This window comes from Rhizobacter sp. P2_G4, assembly GCF_056403575.1.
This window is the reverse complement of record NZ_JBFUFG010000003.1, coordinates 184,988-204,186: the sequence shown is the minus strand read 5'-3', so window position 1 is coordinate 204,186 and position 19,199 is coordinate 184,988. Positions and strand designations below refer to the sequence as shown.

Below are 19,199 nucleotides of genomic sequence, written 5' to 3'. Positions count from 1 at the left end.
GGTGTGACTCCGGTTCAGAAGGTGCGCGAAACGCTGAAGGCCATGTACGCACGGTCCTTGAGCGATTGGGCAAAGGTGAGCTGGCGCGGCGTGCCGGCGCCTGCGACCGTCGTTTCGGTGAAGGTCTTCTCTTTGCCGAAATAGTCGGTGTAGGTCAGCGCGACGTTCCAGGCGTTCTGGTACTTGCCCTTCAGGCCGATGCTGTAGTCGCCGGCGTTCGAGGCGCCACCGGCAAAGTTGAAGATCGCCGAGGAGCGGCCGCCGAAGTTGTAGCCCACGCCCACCGGCACCGACAGGTCGAGACCCGGCAGCACCTGGAAGTACTGCGGCTCGAAGATCATGCGGTAGGCGAACGCGCCCTTCGTCGTGTTCGGATCGGCGCCACCGAGGCCCGATCCGGCGTAGGGCGCGAAGATGTCCTTCGTCACCTTGAGCGTGCGGTTGTAGGCCAGCTCGCCCACCAGCGCCCCGCCCTGCCACAGGCCATTCGGCTGCAGCACGTAGATGCCGGAGAGTTGCAGGTGCGCGGTGCGGCCCACGGCATAACACGGGTCGTCGTCGGAGTTGCCGCAGGTGAGGATCGGCCCGAGGCCGAGCACGGCCGGGTCGCTGGTCAGCGGTGCGTTGGTGCGCATCGAGCCTTCGATTGCCCAGTTCAGCTGGCCGACGGACGACGTCACGCTCGCGCCGAAGGTGCGGATGTTGCTCGCATAGGCCAGGTGCACGTTGCCGTTGACGAAGTCGAACACCGGCACCTCCGGCGTCTTGTCGTGGTACTGCGCGGCGTAGAAGCCGAACTCGAAGTCGCTGCCGGTGGGGCTCCAGCGCAGCTGCACGCCGCCCTGCCCTGAGTCCTTGGGCTTCAGGTCCTTGGACTCGTCGTAGGCGAGGTTGCCGCCCGCGCCGAAGTTGACGATGCCGGTGCCCACGTAGTCCTGGTTCGAGAAGTAGCTGCCGACGCCGGGGATCTTGCTCGGCCGCCACTTGAGCTGGTAGTACGCACCGAGCGACACGCCTTCGGCCACCTGCAGCGAACCCGAGACCTGCTCGACCGGCAACAGCACTTCCTTGAACTGCCAACCCGGCACCGAGACGATCTTCGCCACGTCGACCGGACCTTGCGCATTGGCGATGCCGTTCTGGCCGAAGAACAGGCTCTCGCCCCATTGCAGCGTGTGCTTGCCCAGGCGCAGCGTGCCCTTCATGTCGCCCACGTCGCCTTTCAGGTAGACGAAGGCATCGAGCAGTTCGCTGCCCTCGCCGTGCTGGCGGCGGGTCGACGGCAGAAACTCGTTGGGGGCCTGCCCCGGGTTGTTGTTGGCGGTGGAGATCACCGTGCCGGTGGGCACACCGCCTGCGTGGATCTCGGTGCCCTGGTAGTCGTTGCTGTGCAGGTAGACGCTGTCGTGCCAGCCGTTGCCGCTGATGCGGGCGCCGAAGTTCTTGGCCGACACGTCGAATTCGGCCAGCAGGTCGAGCCGGTTGGAGATCAGCCCACGCTTGAAGTTGTGGTCGCCATCGTCTTCGTTGAGCGTGCCGGGGTCGGCGGCGACGTCGAACTGCGTCAGCGCGGCCGACGGGTTCTTCAATCGGTAGCCGAGGCTGTACTTCGGCGTCAGGTCGAGCCGGACTTTCAGGTCGGGGTTGGGCGTGTCGATTTCGACGGCGTGGGCAGCCGGCAGCAGCGCGAGCGCGGCCGCCACCGCCACCCAGGTACGGTGGTGTTGCATGGTTGTCTCCTCATTGAGGCGGGTTGTGGAGCGCCTCTGGCGGGCGCGTCGAACGGGTCAGTTGGTCAGTTGGGTCAGATGTAGGTGGACGCGAGCCCTCCGTCGACCGGCAGGTTGACGCCGCTGACCCAGCGCGAGGCATCGCTGCACAGGAAGGCGATCACCGGTGCCACTTCGTCGCTGAACGCGGGCCGCTTCATGCGGTGCGCGTCGGCCTGCACGCGCTGCTCGCCGAGCATCTGCACGAAGTCGCCGAGGATGGGCGTGAACACCGGGCCGGGCGCCACGCAGTTCATGCGCACCGAACGCTCGAGGAATATCTTCTGCGACTGCGTGAGCGTCCACGCGATCAGCGCTTCCTTGAAGTACTGGTAGCAGGTCTCTTGCGGCACAGGGTGGTCGCGCAGCCACTGCGCGCCTTCGGCGAAGCTCGTCGTCGCCGCGAGTTCGCGGTGCAGTTCGAGTCGCAGCGGCCACTCGGCGCCGAGGATGGACGAAATGTTGACGATGCTGCCGCCCGCCGGCATGCGATCGAGCACGCGGCTGGTGAAGTGGCGCAGGCCGAGGTAGTTCACGCGCGCCACCAGGTCGACCGGCGAAGTGCCCGGCACGCCAGCGATGTTAGCCAGCGCGTCGATGCGCTCGGGCAGTTGGGCGACTGCGGCATCGATGGCCGCGACGTCGCCGAGGTCTGCCTTCACGAAGCCGTCCAGCGTCAGCGTCGGCTCGTTGCGGTCGACGCCGATCACGCGGGCGCCTTGCAGGCGGGCGAGCTTGGCGAAGTCGGCCCCGATGCCTGAACAGGCGCCGGTCACGACGATGGTTTTATTCAAGAGAGTCATGCATGTCTCCGTGTCAGAAGGGGAATTGCGGCGGCGTGTCTTTCACGGTGATCCACTGCCACTGCGTGTACTCGTCCATGTCGGCCGGGCCGCCGACACTGCCGCCGTTGCCACCGATGCCAGGGCCGCCAAACGGGTTGGTGCACTCGTCGTTGACGGTCTGGTCGTTGATGTGGACCATGCCGGCCTTGAGCCGCTGGCCGATCGCCATCGCACGGCCGACCGACTTGCCGATCACCGCGGCGGCAAGGCCACCCTGGCTGTTGTTGGCCAGCGCCACGGCCTCGTCGTCGGTTCGGAAGACGATCAGGTTGGCGACCGGGCCGAAGGTCTCCTCGTCGAACACGCGCATGCCGGGCTTCACGTTCGACAGCACGGTCGGCTTGTAGAAGAGGCCCTCGTGCGTGCCGCCGGCTTCGAGCTTGGCACCCGCGGCCACGCTGTCCTGCACCATCGCGTGCACATGGTTCAGCTGCTTCGCATCGATCATCGGGCCGAGCGCCACCTGGCCGCTCGCACCGTTGCCCACCGGCATGTGCGTGGCTTTGCCGATCAGCCGCTCCTTGATCGCGCCGTAGATCGCCTCGTGCACGAGGATGCGGTTGGCGGCCATGCAGATCTGGCCCTGGTGCAGCCACGCGCCCCAGGCGGCGTTGCTGGCCGCGAGGTCGAGGTCGGCGTCGTCCAGGATGATCAGCGAGTTGGCGCCGCCGAGCTCCAGCGAAACCTTCTTCAGATGCCGGCCCGCGAGCTCGCCGATGCGACGGCCCACGCCGGGCGAACCAGTGAACGCGATCATCGGGACGCGCACGTCGGTCACCAGCGCTTCACCCGCTGGCGCATCACCTGGCAGCACTTGCAGCAGACCCGCCGGCAGGCCCGCGGCTTCGAACACACGTGTCATCAAGAAGCCGCCCGAGACCGGCGTGCGCGTGTCAGGCTTGAGCACGACGGCGTTGCCGAGCGCCAGGGCCGGTGCCACCGAACGCAAGCCGAGGATCAGCGGAAAGTTGAACGGCGAGATCACGCCGACCACGCCGTGCGGCACACGACGCGCGAAGCTCAGCCGCCCCGGCACGCTGGGCAGCACCTGACCTTGCGCCGCGAGCGGCAGGCCGGCGGCAATCTGGCACAGCGTGATGGCTTCGCGGATCTCGTGCTGGCCCTTCGGCAGGATGGAGCCGGTCTCGCGCGTCACCGCCATCGCCAGCTCGTCGAAGTGCTGCTGCAGGATGGCTGCGGCGCGGTGGAACACGGCCGCGCGGTCGCGCGGCGGCATCGCTGCCCACGCGGTCTGCGCCGCAACCGCACCGCCGATTGCGGCCGTCACGTCGGCGGCATCGGCCACGCCGGTGGTCGTGAGGCGCTCGCCGGTCGCCGGCTCCATCACGTCGCGCGACCCGCCTTGCGGCTGCAGCCACTGGCCGTTCACATGGATGCGGCCGTCCCAGGCTGCGGGGTTGAGCAGATTCGTTGTCTCGGGGGCACCCATGCCGTCTCCTTCAAGGCTGTGTCGAAAACATTCAGCGTTTTTGCTGTGGGGCTGTTATCGCAACGCATGTGCCGCAACGAGTTCGCGGCGGCCGGATGCACAGCTCGACGAGCCGTTGCCACCGAGGCAAATCTCGGGACTTTCCCGGGGTACCGAACGCTCGCTGTGCGCACAGCTTTCGTCGGTGTTTACCTGGGGAGGGGCTTGCTCAAATGATCACTGGCTGACCACACTGCGGTTCGCCACTTGATCAAATCGACACATGACCACCGCCCCCTCGTCGCGCATCTCGCTGGCCGAAGCCTCGCGAACCACCGGCGCGTTGATGCGCCGCGGCGAACCATCGCCGCTCGACGGTGCCGACTCGCCGCGGCTCGAAGACATCGCCGAGTGCCTGTTCTTCTCGCCGGGCGATGGCCGCATCTGGCTCAACGACCAGCGCATGGTGTTGCTGCACAGCTCATCGCTGGGCAACCTGCGCCGCGAGCTGATCGACAGCCTGGGGCTGGAGCGCGCACGCGGCCTGCTCACGCGCGCCGGCTACGAGTCAGGCGCGCGCGATGCGCAGCTGGTGCGCCAGCGCTGGCCCGACGGCGAGCTGCGCTCCACCTTCATGGCCGGCACACGGCTGCATGCGCTCGAAGGCGTGGTCAAGGTCGAGCCGATCGAGTTCGAGTTCGACCTCGAACGCGGGACCTACAGCGGCGAATTTCTGTGGCACCACTCGAGCGAAGACGACGAGCACATCGACGCCTACGGCATCGGCACCGAGCCGGCGTGCTGGTCGCAGCTCGGCTACGCGATGGGCTACGTGACCGGCATGCTGGGCCGGCCGGTGATCTTTAGAGAAGTCGAGTGCCGCTCGATGGGCAGCGCGGTGTGCCGCGTGATCGGCAAGACCGCCGAGCAATGGGGCGACGTCAGCGACGACCTGCGCTACCTGAATGCGCAAGACTTTCTCAGCGCCAAATCGTTCGGCGTGCCGCAGGCCACCACACCGCGGCCGGTGCTGGGTGGCAGTGCGCTGGTCGATGCGACGGGCGAGCGCGAGATGGTCGGTGTGTCGTCGGCGTTCAAGTCGGCCTGCCACATGCTCTCTCGTGTGGCGCCGACGCGTGCGACGGTGCTCTTCACCGGCGAATCGGGTGTCGGCAAGGAGCTCTTCGCGGCCATGCTCCACCGCATCAGCCCGCGCAAGGACAAGCCCTTCATCGCGCTGAACTGCGCCGCCATTCCCGAGAACCTGATCGAGTCGGAGCTGTTCGGTGTGGAGCGTGGCGCGTACACCGGCGCGAGCACCTCGCGACCTGGCCGCTTCGAGCGTGCTGACGGTGGCACGTTGTTCCTCGACGAGGTCGGCACCCTGAGCCTGGTCGGCCAGGGCAAGCTGCTGCGCGCACTGCAAGAAGGCGAGATCGAGCGCGTGGGCGGCGTGCGCACCATCAAGCTCGACGTACGCGTGGTTGCCGCCACCAACGTCGACCTGCAGGCCGAGGTGCGCGCCGGTCGCTTCCGAGAAGACCTGTACTTCCGGCTCGAAGTGTTCCCGATCCACCTGCCGCCGCTGCGCGAGCGGCGCGAAGACATCCCGCTGCTGATGAACTATTTCCTGCACCGCTACGTGCGCCTGCACGGCCGCACGGTGCACGGCTACACCGCGCGTGCGGTGAAGGCACTGCTCAACTACGACTTCCCCGGCAACATTCGCGAGCTGCAGAACCTGGTCGAGCGCGGCGTGATCAGCGCCGAAGAAGGCGGCGTGATCGACGTGCCACACATGCTGCGGCGCGAGCAGCTGCGCGACGCGGCTATGTACTCCGTCGATGCCGCCGGCACGCTGTCGACGCAACACGAACCGGCCGGACAGTCAGCGCAACCGGCCGGCGACCATGCAGGCACGGCGGCCGCGTCGGGGAGCCTGCTCGACCGCCTGGCCGAGTCGGGCACCGTCTCGCTGCCCGCACTGGAACATCGCCTGATGGATGAAGCGGTGGCGCGCGCCGGCGGCAACCTCGCCGCCGCAGCGCGCCTGCTCGGGCTCACGCGCGCGCAGCTTGCCTATCGGCTCAAGGCAGCGCAGTCGGGCTGATCACGAGCCCGTGCGGCGCGTCAGAGCAGCAGACCGCCAGACGCTTCGATGCGTTGGCCATTGACCCAACTGGCGCCTTCAGAAAGCAGTGCGGCAACGACACCACCAATGTCATCTGGGCGTCCGTTGCGACGCAGCGCGGTCATGCTGGCCAGTTGGGCGTTCATACCGGGGTCATCGCGCAGCGCACCGCCGCCAAAGTCGGTTTCGGTCGCGCCTGGTGCAATCGTGTTGACGCTGATGTTGCGCGAACCCAGTTCCGCGGCCATGTAGCGCGTCAACACTTCGACGCCACCCTTGGCTGCGGCATAGGCGGCGTAGCCGCTGGAGGTGAATCGAGTCAGGCCGGATGAGGTGTTGAGGATGCGTCCGCCGTCCTCGATGAAGGGCAGCATCTTCTGGGTCAAGAAGAATGTTCCCTTCAGATGGATGTTGATCATCAGGTCGAACTCTTGCTCCGACGTGTCGGCAACGGTCGCGTACACACCGGTGCCGGCGTTGTTGACGAGGTAGTCGAAGCGGCTGCGCTGCCAGGTGTTTTGCAGCGTGGTCCGGAGATCTCGGGCGAAGTCGGCAAACGTGTTGGCAGCGCCGACATCGAGGCGCAGTGCGACGGCACGGCGACCCATGGCCTCGATCTGCGTGACAACGGTGGCCGCTTCCTCCGCACTGCTCAGGTACGTGACGATGATGTCAACGCCATGCGCGGCAAGGTTCAGGGCGCTACTGCGTCCGATCCCCCGGCTACCTCCCGTGACAAGGGCGATGCGGTTCGGTCTTGTGGTCGTGTTCATGAAGTTCTTCCAACGGTGATGGGATGCGAGAACTTTATAGTTCCGCAAATCGCAGATAAAGTCGCCCCAGACGAACTGACTGTTCCTTCCAAAAGAACAGAGACCGATGGAACTGAACGATCTGAGAATCTTTTGCCGCGTGGCCGAACTGGCCAGCTTCACCAAGTCGGCTGAACAGCTGAGCATGGCGAAAGGCCGGGTATCGACGATCGTTCAGTTGCTGGAAGCAGAAGTGGGTGCCCGGCTCCTGCAACGCACCACGCGCAGTGTTCGGCTCACGCCCGACGGCGAAATCTTCCTCGAACGCTGCAAGCGCTTGCTGGCTGAATCGGACCAGTTGCAGGGGATGTTCCGGCCCATCACCGGCGACTTGGTCGGCAGTGTGCGCATCGACATGCCTGCCCTGTTCGCGCAGGAACTGGTGTTGCCCAAGTTGCATGAACTGCTCGCTGCTCATCCGCAGCTTGACCTCGGCATCAGCATCAACGACCGCCGGGTCGACATGGTGCGGGAGGGCGTTGACTTCCTCATCCGGATCGGCCCGCTGCCCGACTCGGATCTGGTGGCACGAACGATCGGAATGATGGAGATGTGCACCCTGGCCAGCCCGGCGTATCTGCGGCAGTACGGCGTGCCGCTTTTGCTCGACGACCTGGCCCGCCATCGCCTCGTTCACTACACGATCAGCCTGCGCAACGAAGATGCCGTCTTGCGTTTTACCGACGACGGCAAGGTCCGGTCGGTTCCGATGCGGAGTGCGCTCGCCCTCAACAGTGGCCCCTGCCTTCAGGCAGCCTGTCTTCAAGGCCTGGGGATCGCGCAGATGTCTCGCCCCGTATGCCGGCGCCTGATCGACAGCGGCGAGCTGATCGAGCTCCTGCCGGATTTCAGCCCACCGCCGCTGCAGCTTTCCTTGCTCCTTCCTCACCGCAGGCACATCGCTCCGCGCGTGGAAGCAGTGGTCAACTGGACCATTCAAGTTGCCCGGCCACACATGCTGGAGCGAGTCTGAGAACACATGGGCGTCGCGTGATCACACGGCGTCAACCTCGCACAACTCGCCTATCGGCTTGAAGAGCTAGAGCGAGTTAGAGCGCGCTTTTCTGCCAGCACGCACACCCCTAAAAACAAGGTAGGAACCAAACATGCAGAAGATGAGGCCGGTCAGCAAGCCAAGGTACGTGGTAGAGCCAATGGCTTCTGGAAGAAGAACAGATTCGTTCGGCTCTTGCGGTGAATAGAAAACCCGGACCGGACCCACTGGAAACTGCGCTACGACGCCCTCAGCCCACCCTCTTGATCCATTGACATTGCCAAAGAGAACTCTATTGCCGCTGTAGGCGTGATTCGCAACGACGTAGACGTACTCGACCCTTGGAACGGTACCTCGCGACCGCGGTCCAAGCGTGGCCTGAGATGTGCCGACATATCCAGCAACACTCGGCCACAGCGCACTCTGCCGCGCGAGCACTACGTCGTGTACGAACCGCCACGACAAGGAATGCGCCACTACAAACATGAGCGATGCGCCGAGCAAAAGCAGACTCGCTCTGATGGCGGCTGCGGCTCGACTGTTGGACTGAAGTGCCATGCGCTCTAACGAGACTGTGTAGGAACTTGATTGTTCCAGTTCAGCCGGGGCGGAAGTCAGCTCGCTGGGACGATGGGGCGAGACCGGGGCACGGTGGCATACGGATCGATGCAAGCGACAAGCGCATGCCGGAGACTTCCATAGTCAAGTCCCTTCGGTTTACGCAGTGGTCTCTCTGGCAGTTCTCGCACGATGGCCTCACAAAGAATCGCGAGATAGTTCGACGCTTCTTCTGTAAGAGATCCAGGATCAAGCGCGACATGCAAGGCGAGCGTTGGACCACTTTGGTCGTTGCTGACGAGTCGGCTCACAGCGGGTGCCAGTGGCAAGCACGAGGTCGCAAACACAACAATCATGATGCAGCCCTTAGTGCACCCGAAGTCGCCGTCCCCGATTGCTCCATTCAACCAGCCTTCCAGCCACACTTGCGCATCAGAAAAACCTTGCGGAATGCCCGAATCCTGGATTGCAATTACGCGGAAGCGCATGGTGTGCGGTCTAGCGTTTGATATGAGGGGTAAAAGGGTTAGTCCTCACCTTGCCGGCGTTGGCGAGATGAACGGCGCAGACATCGTCGTGCTCCCACCACCGCCCAAGGCATCTATCGTGATTCCGTGAGGAGCCGCGCCGCCGCTCGGACTAGTCGCCACGCCAGGAAACTTTCTGGCAACAACGTTCATGTCTCTCACTTCATGGTCTGTGAAGCTGACCTTAACTCCAGTAACAGTGAGTCCCATGCTGCGTGTTTGTTCAAAGTGGAAGCTTCCGAGATATACCTTCTTGCCAGGCTCGACTGTGAAGCGGACTTGTACGGGACTCGCTGGACCAATGTTCGCGTAGCCACTCGAAACACGCCAGCCGTTTATCTCGTATTGCCCAGCCGGCAGCTCTGCGACAACTACGTCCCCTTTCATTTCCTTCTCCTCGAAATCCATGTCGGGAAAGTACGGAATCAAAACCATGCCTTTGCCAACCATGAACTTGCCAGTTGTCCTTCCGTCGCTGCTTGCATACATCACGCTATAGCCCGCGTACCTTCCGCTATAGGTAATAGACGTGACAACCACGCCCTTCCCCGAAGTTCCTGATGGCGTGTAGCTCGCGGGAACGCTGGTCGTGGCGCAACCTGCTAGAGCCAGCGTTTGCAGAGCCAAGAAGTAGTTCGATGGACGCATATGTGGACCTTGTTCTGAATGGTGAGATCTACGTTTTGAGATTGCCGGCATGACCGTCTTGCCCGACTGATTGAAGGCCTCACTGACCGCGTTTCAACCGATAGGCCCGATTTGAAATGCTCACGGAATTCTTGTCTGGGTCTTTTGCATTGGCGAAGTGATAGCCGTTGGCCTCATGAACGACGCCAAACTTGAGCCCATTCCTTTGTGCTTCAGTGGTGAACGTCTCCACGTCTTGAACGTGAAATGACAGCTTCACACCGACCTGGCCCAGCTTCACCGACTTTGCTGCCTGATGAATGAGTATTCCAGCGCCGCCATCTGGAGCGAGCAACTCGATCAAGCCATCCACAACCTCACCTGTAGTTTTGAACCCGAAGTGCTTGCTGTAGAACAGAGCGGTCTTCTTCACGTCTCTCGCGTAGATGATGACAGTACCGAGTTCTGCGTTCATTAGCGTTTCCATCGCATGGGCACCAAAAGTACGCGGGACGAAAATAGTTCTTCGGTTCGCGTGACGTTGATAAAAGAAGCGTAACCCGGCTTGCCGGGGGCTGGTCCCATCACGTTGGCCGCTCAGTTCACCCGCATCAGCCATGCGTGCGGCGCACTATCAGCTCAAAGCGGCGCAGGCGCTGGGCGCATCACCCCACGTACAGGTTCGATGGCGCACAGCATCACCCCGTCGCATCACCGCCATCATCTTCACCGGTTGGCAAGCGAATGACACCGGTCGTGTAGTCGTATTCAAAGACCTCGCCATGCCGGCCCCAGGCGATCACGGTGCCCAGCACTCGCTCGGCGACGGAGCTTTCGAGGTGCTCGTTCAAGAGGCGCAGGAAGGGCTTGTCGGCCAGCTGACCCGTCGGTTCCTGCTCGAGGCTGTGGCGGATGTGCGCGGCCAGGGGCACGTGCGCCAGCAGCTGCTGGCCGAAGATCTCCTGGCGCAGGTTGCGCGCGCCGTCTGCATAGCGCTGACCGAGCGGCGTGAGCTGCAGGTCGCCGCTGTCGAGCTGGGCCAGGCCCAGCAGCGCGAGGGCATGCGCCACGGGCAGCAACTCGGCGTCGGTGAGCTCGGTTTCTTCTGCAAGTTGCGGCAGGTCGGCGCGGCCGTTGAACGGGTCGTTGGTGAGCAGCTCCAGCAGACCATCCATGCGGGCCACGTCGGCCTCGGGCAGGCGCTCGCCGAGCAAGGGCCGCACCGGCTCCTCGGCCAGCGGTCCGGCGCGCCGGCTGGCACCTGCGGTCATCAAGGCGTAGACCTCGTCGATTAGTGCGCGAACGCCCGGGCTGTCCGGATCGCGCGGCCTGGGCAGCTGCACCGACAGCTGGCAGCGGATGCGCCCCGGGTCGCTGGCGAAGACGAGCACGCGGTCGGCCATCAACACGGCTTCTTCGATGTTGTGTGACACGACGAGCATGGCCTTGGTCGGCATCGTGCCGCTGCCCCACATGTCGAGAATGTCTTCGCGCAGACGCTCGCCAGTCAGCACATCCAGTGCCGAGAAGGCCTCGTCCATCAACAGCACCTCGGGCTCGGTGACGAGCGCGCGCGCGATGCCCACACGTTGCCGCATGCCGCCCGACAGCTCGCGCGGCAGCGCGCCTTCGAAGCCGGCCAGGCCGATCAGCTCGATCGCCGATTCGGCTTTCGCAGCACGCTCGACCGCCGGCATGCCGCGCGCCTCGAGACCCAGCTCGACGTTCTGCTGCACCGTGAGCCACGGAAAGAGCGCGAAAGACTGGAATACCATGCTGATCGCCCGCGCCGGGCCGTGCAGCGGTTGGCCGCGGTACTGCACCCGGCCTTTGTCGGCACTGATGAGCCCGGCCATGATGCGCAGCAGCGTGCTCTTGCCCGAGCCCGACTGCCCGAGCAGCGCGACGATCTCGCCCTCGCGCAATGTGAAGTCGACGGCGTCGAGCACCGGGCGGACGTGGCCGTCGGCCGACCGAAAGGTCTTGCCGACTTCTTGCAATTCGATGATGGCGGTTCCCACGATCGATCCTTCAGGAATGCATGCGGTCTTCGGCCAGGCGGTACAGCCGGCGCCAGACGAAGTGGTTGAGTCCCATCACGAACACGCACATCACGCCGATGCCCAGCGCGATGCGCGGGAAGTCGCCGATGGCGGTCATGTGGGCGATGTAGCTGCCGAGCCCCTGCGCCTGCAAGGTCGTGTCGCCCCAGGTCACGTACTCGGCGACGATGCTCGCGTTCCAGGAGCCGCCGCTTGCAGTGATGGCACCCGTCACGAAACTCGGGAACACGGCCGGCAGCAAGTAGCGCTTCCACTTCAGCCAGCCGCTGAGGCCCAGGTTCTGCGCGGCATAGCGCAGCTCGGTGGGCACGCTCGACGCACCGGCGATCACGTTGAAGAGGATGTACCACTGTGTGCCGAACACCATCAGCGGCGACAGCCAGATGTCTGGGTTCAGGCGCCAGTGCACGATGAGGATCACGACGATCGGGAACAGCAGGTTCGCAGGGAATGCTGCCGCGAACTGCGCCACCGCTTGCAGCCGCCCGGCCCAGCGCGGGTTCATGCCGATCCACACGCCGATGGGAACCCACACGATCGCAGCCAGTGCGATCAGCGCCAGCACGCGGGCCAGCGTGTAGAGCCCGAGAACGAAGACGTGCCCTGCCTCGTGCCAACCGACCTCGGCGTGCACGAAGCTCACCAGCCGCCAGATGGCGAAGAGCACCGCAGCGGCCAGCACTGCATCCCAGACGCGCTGCAACGATTGCGGCGTCGCGCGCGGGCGCGCACGGATCGACGTGCCATCGAAAGAGCGGCGAAAGACGATCAGGCTGCGCTCGAGCTGCCCTACCGCCCACTGGCCCATGCTCTGCACCCGCTGCGTGCGGCGAAGCCATGACAGCAGCCACGATTGCGGCGCCGCCTCGGAGCCGCTTTCCTCGAACCGGAACTTGTCGGCCCAGGCCACCAGCGGCCGGAACAGAAGTTGGTCGTACAGCAGGATGCCCACCAGCATGCAGCCGATGGCCCAGCCGATGGCACCCATGTCCTTGGCCTCGATGGCGACAGCGATGTACGAGCCCACGCCCGGCAGCTTGATGCTCTGGTTCGACACCGAGATGGCCTCGGAGGCGACCACGAAGAACCAGCCGCCCGACATCGACATCATCATGTTCCACAGCAGCCCGGGCATGGCGAACGGCAGCTCGAGGCGCCAGAAGCGCTGCCAGCCGGAGAGCTGGAACACGCGAGCTGCCTCCTGCAGCTCGGCCGGCACCGTGCGCAGCGACTGGTAGAGGCTGAAGGCCATGTTCCAAGCCTGCGAGGTGAAGATCGCGAAGATGGCCGCGCACTCCACGCCGATCAGGTTGCCAGGGAATAGCGCGATGAAGCCGGTGACGGTGATCGACAGAAAGCCGAGGATGGGGATCGATTGGAGGATGTCTAGCATCGGCACCAGCACGCGCTCGGCCGCACGGTACTTGGCGGCCAGCACCGCGAACACGCAGCTGAAGACGAGCGACGCGGCGAGCGCCATGAACATGCGCAGCGTCGTGCGCAACAGGTAGTACGGCAGGTGCCAGGGGTCCAGCGTCAGCGGCAGCGCATCGCCCACCTGGAAGGGCCGGGCCATCTGCGAGGCAGCGAACCCGAGCAGCACGAGCGCAGCCAGCACCAGGGGCAGCAAAGCCCAGTCCCACCGGTTGACACCGGCCTCGACCGTTTGCCGAGGGAAGAATTCGTTGTTGTTCTGCATGCAGGAGCCCGAGCGCGAGGCGCGATGATCCCACGGACACCCGTGGGATGAGGGCCTGCGATGTCAGTCCCTGTTCAGCCCGTGAATGAGCCCCGCGCCGGAAGGCGTGGCATGCCTGCGCAGATCAGCTTGTCATGGCACGGGCAGCGCCCATCTGGCGGCGAGTCGCCAGCAGCAACAACGCCGCGGCCACCGCGAAGCCGGCGCTGAGCAGCGGCACCGAGCCCGCGTTCTCGCCCTCGACGATGAACGAGGCCGTCAACGGCCCGAACGCGCTGCCCAGCAATTGAGCCGCCGGCACCAACCCGGCCAGGCGGCCGCTGGGGTCGGCCCGGAAGGCGAGGCCGATGTGGAACGGCAGCATGAACAGCCACACGAAGCCGAACAGCGCACAGCCGAGCGCGAAGTTCAGCGTGCTGCCAGAGGGCAGCTGGTACACGGTTGTCGTGACAGCCGCGAGCGCCACCGAGCACGCCACCAACGTGGGCACGACCGCGAGGCGCCGCACCGCGAACGAAGCCACGCTGCCACCCACCACCTGCATGGCCAGCACGCCGGCGATTAGCGTTTGCGCGGCACGGGCATCGAAGCCGGCTGCCTTGCCCAGCGGTTCGAGGTAAGCCCAGAACGAGCCGAGCGTGGCCAGCTGCAGGAACACAACTGCCAGTGGCAGCAGCGTGGCCGCCGACCAGCGGAAGCCCGACACCGCTGGCGGCGCCAAGGGCGTCAGCTTGCCCGGCTGCATGAAGGCCAGCAGGCACGGCAGCAGCGTGAGCGCGCTCAGCGCGGCAAAGCCGCCCTTCCAGCCCGACTGCGGGATGACCTCATTGGCGAGCACCGCGCCGAACGCCGCCTGCCCAAGCGTCTGCACGACGAAGAAGATGCCGGCGACACGGGCCGGGTTGGCGGTGCGCACGACGACGCCGGTCGTGCCCCAAACCAGCACCCCTTCGGCAAGGCCGGCGGCCGCGCGCACGGCGGTCATCGCGCCGTCACCAGTGGCCGTCAGCGTGAGCATGTCGAGGCAGGCTGCGAGCAGCGCCGCGGCGATGGTGATCAGCCGCAGCTTCGACAAGGGCAGCAGCGTGTCGCCGAGCACCACGCCGAGGCCGATGGTCACGATCTCGGCCATCGCGACGATGCCCACGCCTTCGAGGCCGACCTGCTTCGCTTCGACGAGCTCCCCGAGCAGGATGGGCTGCACGCCGACCATCAGCACGGCGATGCTGCCGATGGCCAGCGCGGCGGCGACCTGGCGAGGCGATGTATCCGGAGCGTGGTTCGTCGGCATGTGATGCTCTCCTGTGCAGGCGGGTCGGTGTTCAGTAGCCCTTGGTTTCTTCGGGCAGCAGGCCTTGTGCGAAGCGCTGGGTGGCGCGCTGCTCGTCCTTGTGCAGCCTGCCGTTGGCCACGCGGCGCACGATCCACGGCAAGGCACGCACGCGGCCGCCGGTGGCCACGGCCAGCACGTAGGCCTTGGCGCATTTCTCGAACAGCTCGGCATTCAGCGCCAGGCGCATCGCGGTCATGCCCAGGCACACCGGGCGGCCTTGCACCAGCAGCACGTTGCCGCCTTCATGCAATGACGGTGCCAGCTGGCGCAATTCCGCGGCGGCGTGGCCCATGGCACCGAGGTGCCGTGCCTGCTCGTCGAAGGCCTGCGGCATCGTGCCGCCGAACTCCGCGAGGCAGCGGCCGAACTCGGCGCCGCCGACGGCGATGGCCCCCACGTCGCTGCGTACGGCGTAGGCCGTGGCATGGATCCCACCGTCGCCCGATGCCGTGCCGAACAGCACCTGTTGCGGTACCTCATCGGTTGCGAGGCCGAACCACATCGCCTCGCTGCCCGGAATGCGCAGCGACAGGCTCGCGCCATCGGCCGACCGCAACTGCTTGGCCTGCAGGCGTTCGCGCAATTGCAGCCATTGCTCGCGCAGAGTCTCTTCCGTCGTCATCGGGTCACACCAGCTTGAAGACTTCTTCGAATCGGTTGAGCGCATCATCGATCACCTCGTCGGTGTCTGCCAGGCTCGTGTAGATGCGGCTGCCGGCCAGCGTGATGAGGCCGTGCGCGGTGTAGGCGGCACCCATCTCCTCCATCATGTGCTTGCGCTGCTTGGCTTCGTTCTTCACGCGGATCAGCTTGAAGATGTTGCTCGTGTCGAGCAGCAGCACGCCCGAGGTCTGCAGGTGCACGATCGAGCCCATGTTGTAGGTGACGTAGGGCAAGCCGAGCCGGTCGATGATCGATTCGAGGCCCTTGCGCAAGCGGTCTCCCGCGCGCCCTGCCACGCCAGCCGCATCCGTGCGCTGCGCTTCCAGCAGCGCGTGGTAGCCGGCCACGCACGACAGCGGGTTGGCCGACAGCGTGCCGCCGACGAAGGCGCGCCGCGCGGTGGTGCCGATACCGCCGACGAGCAGCATCATCACGTCCCTGCGGCCGCCGATGGCACCGGCCATCGGGTAGCCGCCGGTCAGGCACTTGCCGAGCACGGTGAGATCGGGCTTCACGTCGAAGTAACCCTGTGCGCCGCCCATGCCGACGCGGAACCCGGTGACCACCTCGTCGAAGATCATCAACGCGCCGAACTCGTCGCACAGCGCCCTCACCTGCCGGTTGTAGTCGGGATGCACGGGCCGCGTGCCGCTCTCGGGCCCGAGCGGCTCCAGCAGCACCGCCGCCGTGCCGCCGCGCAGGCGGTTCAGTTGCAGCTTGCGGCGCAATGCGTCGAGGTCGTTCGGGTTGCACTCCTGCGTGTTGCCGGTAGCCCCGCGCGGAATGCCCACTGCCTCCATGCGGCCGGTGCCGGGCAGGCGCATGCCGTAGACGAGCTGGTCGCTCCAGCCGTGGTACGCGCCACCCACCTTGATGATCCAGCGCTTCTTCGTGTAGGCCCGCGCCAGGCGCACCGCGCCCATCACCGCCTCGCTGCCCGAGCCGAGCAGCCGCACCATCTCGACCGAGGGCATGGACTGGCACACCAGCTCCGCCAGCTTCACCTCGTACTCGTGCAGCAGCCCGGTGACGGGGCCGCATTCATCGAGCACCTCGTTGACCGCGCGGCGCACGGCCGGGTGGCTGGAGCCGAGCAGCGTCGGGCCACCGGCTTGCAGGAAGTCGGTGTAGCGGTTGCCGTCGACGTCGGTCAGGTACGCGCCCTCGGCCTTGGCAATGGCCAGCGAGAACGGGTGGTTGAACGCGAGGTTGTGCTGCACGCCGCCGGGAATCACCTGCTTGGCGCGCTCGGCCAGTTGTTTGGAGCCTTTGCAGCGCTCGTCGAAGTAGCGCATCACGCGCGCCATGTTCTCGGGCTTGATCGGGCGCATCGGCTGCTTCACCAATGTGTCGAAGCGGCGGTAGAGGCTGTCGACGTCGGGCCAGGCCGAGATGGCAGGTTGCGGGGCCGTCGCGGCGGTGTGGATGGGGGCGAGGTTGCTCATGGGGTGCGTGTGTTCAAAGCTTGAATCAGCTGGCCAGCGCGTCGGTGACGCGTCGCAAGGCCGCTTGCATGAAAGGCTCTCTCTCGGCGCGAGCCGCGATCAACCACATCAGGTGCGCGCGTGCCAGGGTTTCGAGGTCCTCGACTGCCTGCAACGCGGCCGAGGTGCTGGTGCCGCAGCACAGCGCCCCGTGGTTCAGCATCAGGTAGGCGTTGGTGTCGCTGCGCAACTTGCGCGCCAGCTTGGACGAGAGCCAGCTGGAGCCCGAAGGCGCGTAGCCGACCATCGGCACGCGGACGCCAAGCGACTGCTGCAGCGGGCCGGCCGGAACATCGAGCGCCCGACCCAGCAAAGCGCAGGCGCTGGCGACCGGCTGGTGGGTATGGATGCTCGCCTGCACGTCCGACCGGGCGCGCAGCACGCGCGCATGCAAGCCGCTTTCGACCGACGGCACGCGCTCGCCTTCGACCTGTGCCAGGTCGGAGAGTCGCAGCACGCAGACGTCGGTCGCCGTCATCGTGAGGTAGTCGGTCGCCGAGGGCGTGACGGCGATGTGCGTGGCATCCACGCGCAGCGCGATGTTGCCGCCGGTGCCGGAGAAGTGGCCACGGGTCGACAGCTCGATGCACAGGTCGACCACGGTCTGGCGGATGGCCAAGGTGTTCATGCTCATACGGCAGCCCCCTGCGGCGCATTGATCCGGTGGTACAGCGGCGCCAGCCGCGTGCGCACTTCCTTGAAGGTCTCGAACTTGTCGCTGTACAGGCGGCGCAGAGCACGCGACGGCTCGTAGGTTTGGCGTGTACGCCGCAGCTGGGCGAGGTCGCTGAACTTCAGCGCACCGACACCCACTGCCGCAATGAAAGTCGCGCCGACGGCGTTGGTCTGGATCGGGTTCTCGAGCTGGCGGATCGGCTGGCCGGTGATGTCGGCCATGATCTGGCACCACACATCCGACTGCGCACCGCCGCCGACTGCGGTGATGGTGCCCACGTCGCGCCGCAGAAAACGTGCGAAGGGTTCGAGCATCCAGCGTGTGTTCAGCGCCACGCCTTCGAGGAAGGCGCGGAAGATGTCCTCGCGCGAATGCTCGAGCGACATGTTGAGCAGCCCGGCGCGCAGGCGCGGGTCGTCGACCGGCGTGCGCTCGCCGAGCAGCCACGGCGTGTAGATGAGACCGCGCGCACCCGGCGGCACGCGCGCTGCGATCTTGTTCAGCATCTCGTAGACGGCGGGGTGCTCTTCGTCGCTGGCTAACTCGTCGGGGTGGTAGAGGATGCGGTCACGCAGGAACGAGAGGTTGGCGCCTGCCGTCGACTGCAGCGCCATCGCGAGGTAGCGCTCGTCCACCGCACAGGGCACGGCGGCGATCTTGTGGCGCACGTCGGTCTTCATGAACGGCACGTGCGCGCCGAGCCATGACGAGGTGCCGAGGTACAGATGCGTCTCGAAATCGGCGACGGCCGCGCCCACCGCCACGGCCGAGTTGTCGACCGCGCCCGCGATGACGACCGTCTTCGGACTCAGCCCCAGGGCTTGCACCACCTCGGGCAGCAAAAGGCCGAGCGTCTCGGTGGAACGCACGATTTCCGGCAGCTTGGCTGCGTCGATGCCGAGCCTGCGGATGAGGCCCGCGTCGTAGCGAAGTTGCCGCAGGTCGCGGTTGTTGGTGACCCAGGCGGTGAGCATCGAATCCTGCGTCGCGCAGAAGCGGCCGGCGAGGCGCAGGTTCAGGTAGTCGAGCACGTTCAGGAACTTGTGGGTGCGCTCGTAGCGCTCGGGTTCCTGGTCGCGGATGTAGGCCATGTGCCCGGCCGAGTCCCGCCCCGACAGCGAAGGTGCGCCACCGGTCAGGCGCAACCAGCGCCACAGCTTCAGCGGGCCGTAGCCTTCGATGTTGAAGAGGCGGCCACGCACGCGGCGCGCCATGGCGGTTGCGCCGCGCGAGTCGAGCCAGGTCATCGCGCGGCCGATGGGTTCGCCGCCCTCGTCGACGCAGACCGTGCCCTCGGTTTGGGTGGAGCAGCACACGGCGACCACGCGCTGGCGCAGCCCGCTGTCTTCAGCCAGGATCTCGCTGGCGCTCGCGAGAAAGGCCGTCCACCAGTCGTGCGGGTCCTGCTCGGCCATGGCGCCCTGCACGTGCAGCTTGACCGCACGGAACGCCCACGCGTGCACGGTGCCGTCGAGCGACACCAGGGCGCACTTGCAGCCCGAGGTGCCGAGGTCGACGGCGAGCACCAGGCGCGCGTCGGCCGCGCGTGCAGGCGTGGCGCTCGCAGAGGAACCGGTCATGTCGGAAGT

General features: G+C 65.8%; 17 protein-coding genes. 2 read left to right on the top strand and 15 right to left on the bottom strand.

What is annotated here, in order from left to right:
• Positions 1–14: 14 nt before the first annotated feature.
• The 3 genes from AC1DYS_RS13855 to AC1DYS_RS13845 all read right to left on the bottom strand — a co-directional run bounded on the left by AC1DYS_RS13855 (position 15) and on the right by AC1DYS_RS13845 (position 4,064).
• A complete protein-coding gene (locus AC1DYS_RS13855; protein ID WP_477900009.1) occupies positions 15–1,730 on the bottom strand; it encodes a DUF1302 domain-containing protein in 1,716 nt (571 codons plus the stop codon).
• 74 nt (positions 1,731–1,804) lie between these two features.
• Positions 1,805–2,572 carry a coniferyl-alcohol dehydrogenase gene (locus AC1DYS_RS13850; RefSeq protein ID WP_477900007.1) on the bottom strand — a complete coding sequence of 256 codons (768 nt, stop codon included), beginning with the start codon at positions 2,570–2,572 and terminating at the stop codon, positions 1,805–1,807.
• 13 nt (positions 2,573–2,585) lie between these two features.
• A complete protein-coding gene (locus AC1DYS_RS13845) occupies positions 2,586–4,064 on the bottom strand; it encodes a benzaldehyde dehydrogenase (protein WP_477900005.1) in 1,479 nt (492 codons plus the stop codon).
• 262 nt (positions 4,065–4,326) lie between these two features.
• On the opposite strand from AC1DYS_RS13845, the gene AC1DYS_RS13840 reads away from it, so the two are divergent.
• Positions 4,327–6,153 (top strand): sigma 54-interacting transcriptional regulator, encoded by a 1,827-nt coding sequence (locus AC1DYS_RS13840; RefSeq protein ID WP_477900003.1) that lies wholly within the window; start codon positions 4,327–4,329, stop codon positions 6,151–6,153.
• 20 nt (positions 6,154–6,173) lie between these two features.
• Here the strand turns inward: AC1DYS_RS13840 and AC1DYS_RS13835 are convergent, their stop codons facing one another.
• Positions 6,174–6,947 carry an SDR family NAD(P)-dependent oxidoreductase gene (locus AC1DYS_RS13835; protein WP_477900001.1) on the bottom strand — a complete coding sequence of 258 codons (774 nt, stop codon included), beginning with the start codon at positions 6,945–6,947 and terminating at the stop codon, positions 6,174–6,176.
• 106 nt (positions 6,948–7,053) lie between these two features.
• On the opposite strand from AC1DYS_RS13835, the gene AC1DYS_RS13830 reads away from it, so the two are divergent.
• Complete coding sequence (locus AC1DYS_RS13830; protein WP_477899999.1) at positions 7,054–7,959, top strand: LysR family transcriptional regulator; 906 nt, start codon at positions 7,054–7,056, stop codon at positions 7,957–7,959.
• Positions 7,960–8,025: 66 nt separating this feature from the next.
• Here the strand turns inward: AC1DYS_RS13830 and AC1DYS_RS13825 are convergent, their stop codons facing one another.
• From AC1DYS_RS13825 to AC1DYS_RS13775, 11 genes are all read right to left on the bottom strand, one after another.
• Positions 8,026–8,466 carry a DUF3592 domain-containing protein gene (locus AC1DYS_RS13825; RefSeq protein ID WP_477900826.1) on the bottom strand — a complete coding sequence of 147 codons (441 nt, stop codon included), beginning with the start codon at positions 8,464–8,466 and terminating at the stop codon, positions 8,026–8,028.
• Between the two features lie 128 nt (positions 8,467–8,594).
• Complete coding sequence (locus AC1DYS_RS13820) at positions 8,595–9,026, bottom strand: hypothetical protein (RefSeq protein ID WP_477899997.1); 432 nt, start codon at positions 9,024–9,026, stop codon at positions 8,595–8,597.
• Positions 9,027–9,071: 45 nt separating this feature from the next.
• The gene (locus AC1DYS_RS13815; RefSeq protein WP_477899995.1) at positions 9,072–9,692 is read right to left on the bottom strand and encodes a hypothetical protein; all 621 of its coding nucleotides are present in this window, start codon (positions 9,690–9,692) and stop codon (positions 9,072–9,074) included.
• A 100-nt stretch (positions 9,693–9,792) separates the two neighbouring features.
• On the bottom strand, positions 9,793–10,167 hold the full coding sequence (locus tag AC1DYS_RS13810; protein WP_477899993.1) for a VOC family protein: 375 nt from the start codon (positions 10,165–10,167) through the stop codon (positions 9,793–9,795).
• Between the two features lie 223 nt (positions 10,168–10,390).
• Positions 10,391–11,713: an ABC transporter ATP-binding protein gene (locus AC1DYS_RS13805; RefSeq protein ID WP_477899991.1), complete on the bottom strand. Its 1,323-nt coding sequence runs from the start codon at positions 11,711–11,713 to the stop codon at positions 10,391–10,393.
• Between the two features lie 10 nt (positions 11,714–11,723).
• A complete protein-coding gene (locus tag AC1DYS_RS13800) occupies positions 11,724–13,454 on the bottom strand; it encodes an ABC transporter permease (RefSeq protein WP_477899989.1) in 1,731 nt (576 codons plus the stop codon).
• Positions 13,455–13,578: 124 nt separating this feature from the next.
• Complete coding sequence (locus AC1DYS_RS13795) at positions 13,579–14,745, bottom strand: MFS transporter (RefSeq protein WP_477899987.1); 1,167 nt, start codon at positions 14,743–14,745, stop codon at positions 13,579–13,581.
• A 31-nt stretch (positions 14,746–14,776) separates the two neighbouring features.
• A complete protein-coding gene (locus tag AC1DYS_RS13790) occupies positions 14,777–15,409 on the bottom strand; it encodes a hypothetical protein (RefSeq protein ID WP_477899985.1) in 633 nt (210 codons plus the stop codon).
• Positions 15,410–15,413: 4 nt separating this feature from the next.
• Complete coding sequence (locus tag AC1DYS_RS13785; RefSeq protein ID WP_477899983.1) at positions 15,414–16,895, bottom strand: aspartate aminotransferase family protein; 1,482 nt, start codon at positions 16,893–16,895, stop codon at positions 15,414–15,416.
• 25 nt (positions 16,896–16,920) lie between these two features.
• On the bottom strand, positions 16,921–17,568 hold the full coding sequence (locus tag AC1DYS_RS13780; protein ID WP_477899981.1) for a class II aldolase/adducin family protein: 648 nt from the start codon (positions 17,566–17,568) through the stop codon (positions 16,921–16,923).
• Complete coding sequence (locus AC1DYS_RS13775; RefSeq protein ID WP_477899979.1) at positions 17,565–19,190, bottom strand: xylulokinase; 1,626 nt, start codon at positions 19,188–19,190, stop codon at positions 17,565–17,567. The genes AC1DYS_RS13780 and AC1DYS_RS13775 overlap by 4 nt, the downstream gene beginning before the upstream one ends.
• Between the last annotated feature and the right edge of the window lie 9 nt (positions 19,191–19,199).

What these genes read in the sequence shown, in the direction of transcription:
- AC1DYS_RS13790 (WP_477899985.1), bottom strand. Translation starts at nt 15,409, where the DNA reads ATGACGACGGAAGAGACTCTGCGCGAGCAATGGCTGCAATTGCGCGAA.
- AC1DYS_RS13830 (WP_477899999.1), top strand. Translation starts at nt 7,054, where the DNA reads ATGGAACTGAACGATCTGAGAATCTTTTGCCGCGTGGCCGAACTGGCC.
- AC1DYS_RS13840 (WP_477900003.1), top strand. Translation starts at nt 4,327, where the DNA reads ATGACCACCGCCCCCTCGTCGCGCATCTCGCTGGCCGAAGCCTCGCGA.
- AC1DYS_RS13775 (WP_477899979.1), bottom strand. Translation starts at nt 19,190, where the DNA reads ATGACCGGTTCCTCTGCGAGCGCCACGCCTGCACGCGCGGCCGACGCG.
- AC1DYS_RS13780 (WP_477899981.1), bottom strand. Translation starts at nt 17,568, where the DNA reads ATGAGCATGAACACCTTGGCCATCCGCCAGACCGTGGTCGACCTGTGC.
- AC1DYS_RS13835 (WP_477900001.1), bottom strand. Translation starts at nt 6,947, where the DNA reads ATGAACACGACCACAAGACCGAACCGCATCGCCCTTGTCACGGGAGGT.
- AC1DYS_RS13795 (WP_477899987.1), bottom strand. Translation starts at nt 14,745, where the DNA reads ATGCCGACGAACCACGCTCCGGATACATCGCCTCGCCAGGTCGCCGCC.
- AC1DYS_RS13825 (WP_477900826.1), bottom strand. Translation starts at nt 8,466, where the DNA reads ATGTTTGTAGTGGCGCATTCCTTGTCGTGGCGGTTCGTACACGACGTA.
- AC1DYS_RS13850 (WP_477900007.1), bottom strand. Translation starts at nt 2,572, where the DNA reads ATGACTCTCTTGAATAAAACCATCGTCGTGACCGGCGCCTGTTCAGGC.
- AC1DYS_RS13855 (WP_477900009.1), bottom strand. Translation starts at nt 1,730, where the DNA reads ATGCAACACCACCGTACCTGGGTGGCGGTGGCGGCCGCGCTCGCGCTG.
- AC1DYS_RS13820 (WP_477899997.1), bottom strand. Translation starts at nt 9,026, where the DNA reads ATGCGCTTCCGCGTAATTGCAATCCAGGATTCGGGCATTCCGCAAGGT.
- AC1DYS_RS13845 (WP_477900005.1), bottom strand. Translation starts at nt 4,064, where the DNA reads ATGGGTGCCCCCGAGACAACGAATCTGCTCAACCCCGCAGCCTGGGAC.
- AC1DYS_RS13800 (WP_477899989.1), bottom strand. Translation starts at nt 13,454, where the DNA reads ATGCAGAACAACAACGAATTCTTCCCTCGGCAAACGGTCGAGGCCGGT.
- AC1DYS_RS13785 (WP_477899983.1), bottom strand. Translation starts at nt 16,895, where the DNA reads ATGAGCAACCTCGCCCCCATCCACACCGCCGCGACGGCCCCGCAACCT.
- AC1DYS_RS13810 (WP_477899993.1), bottom strand. Translation starts at nt 10,167, where the DNA reads ATGAACGCAGAACTCGGTACTGTCATCATCTACGCGAGAGACGTGAAG.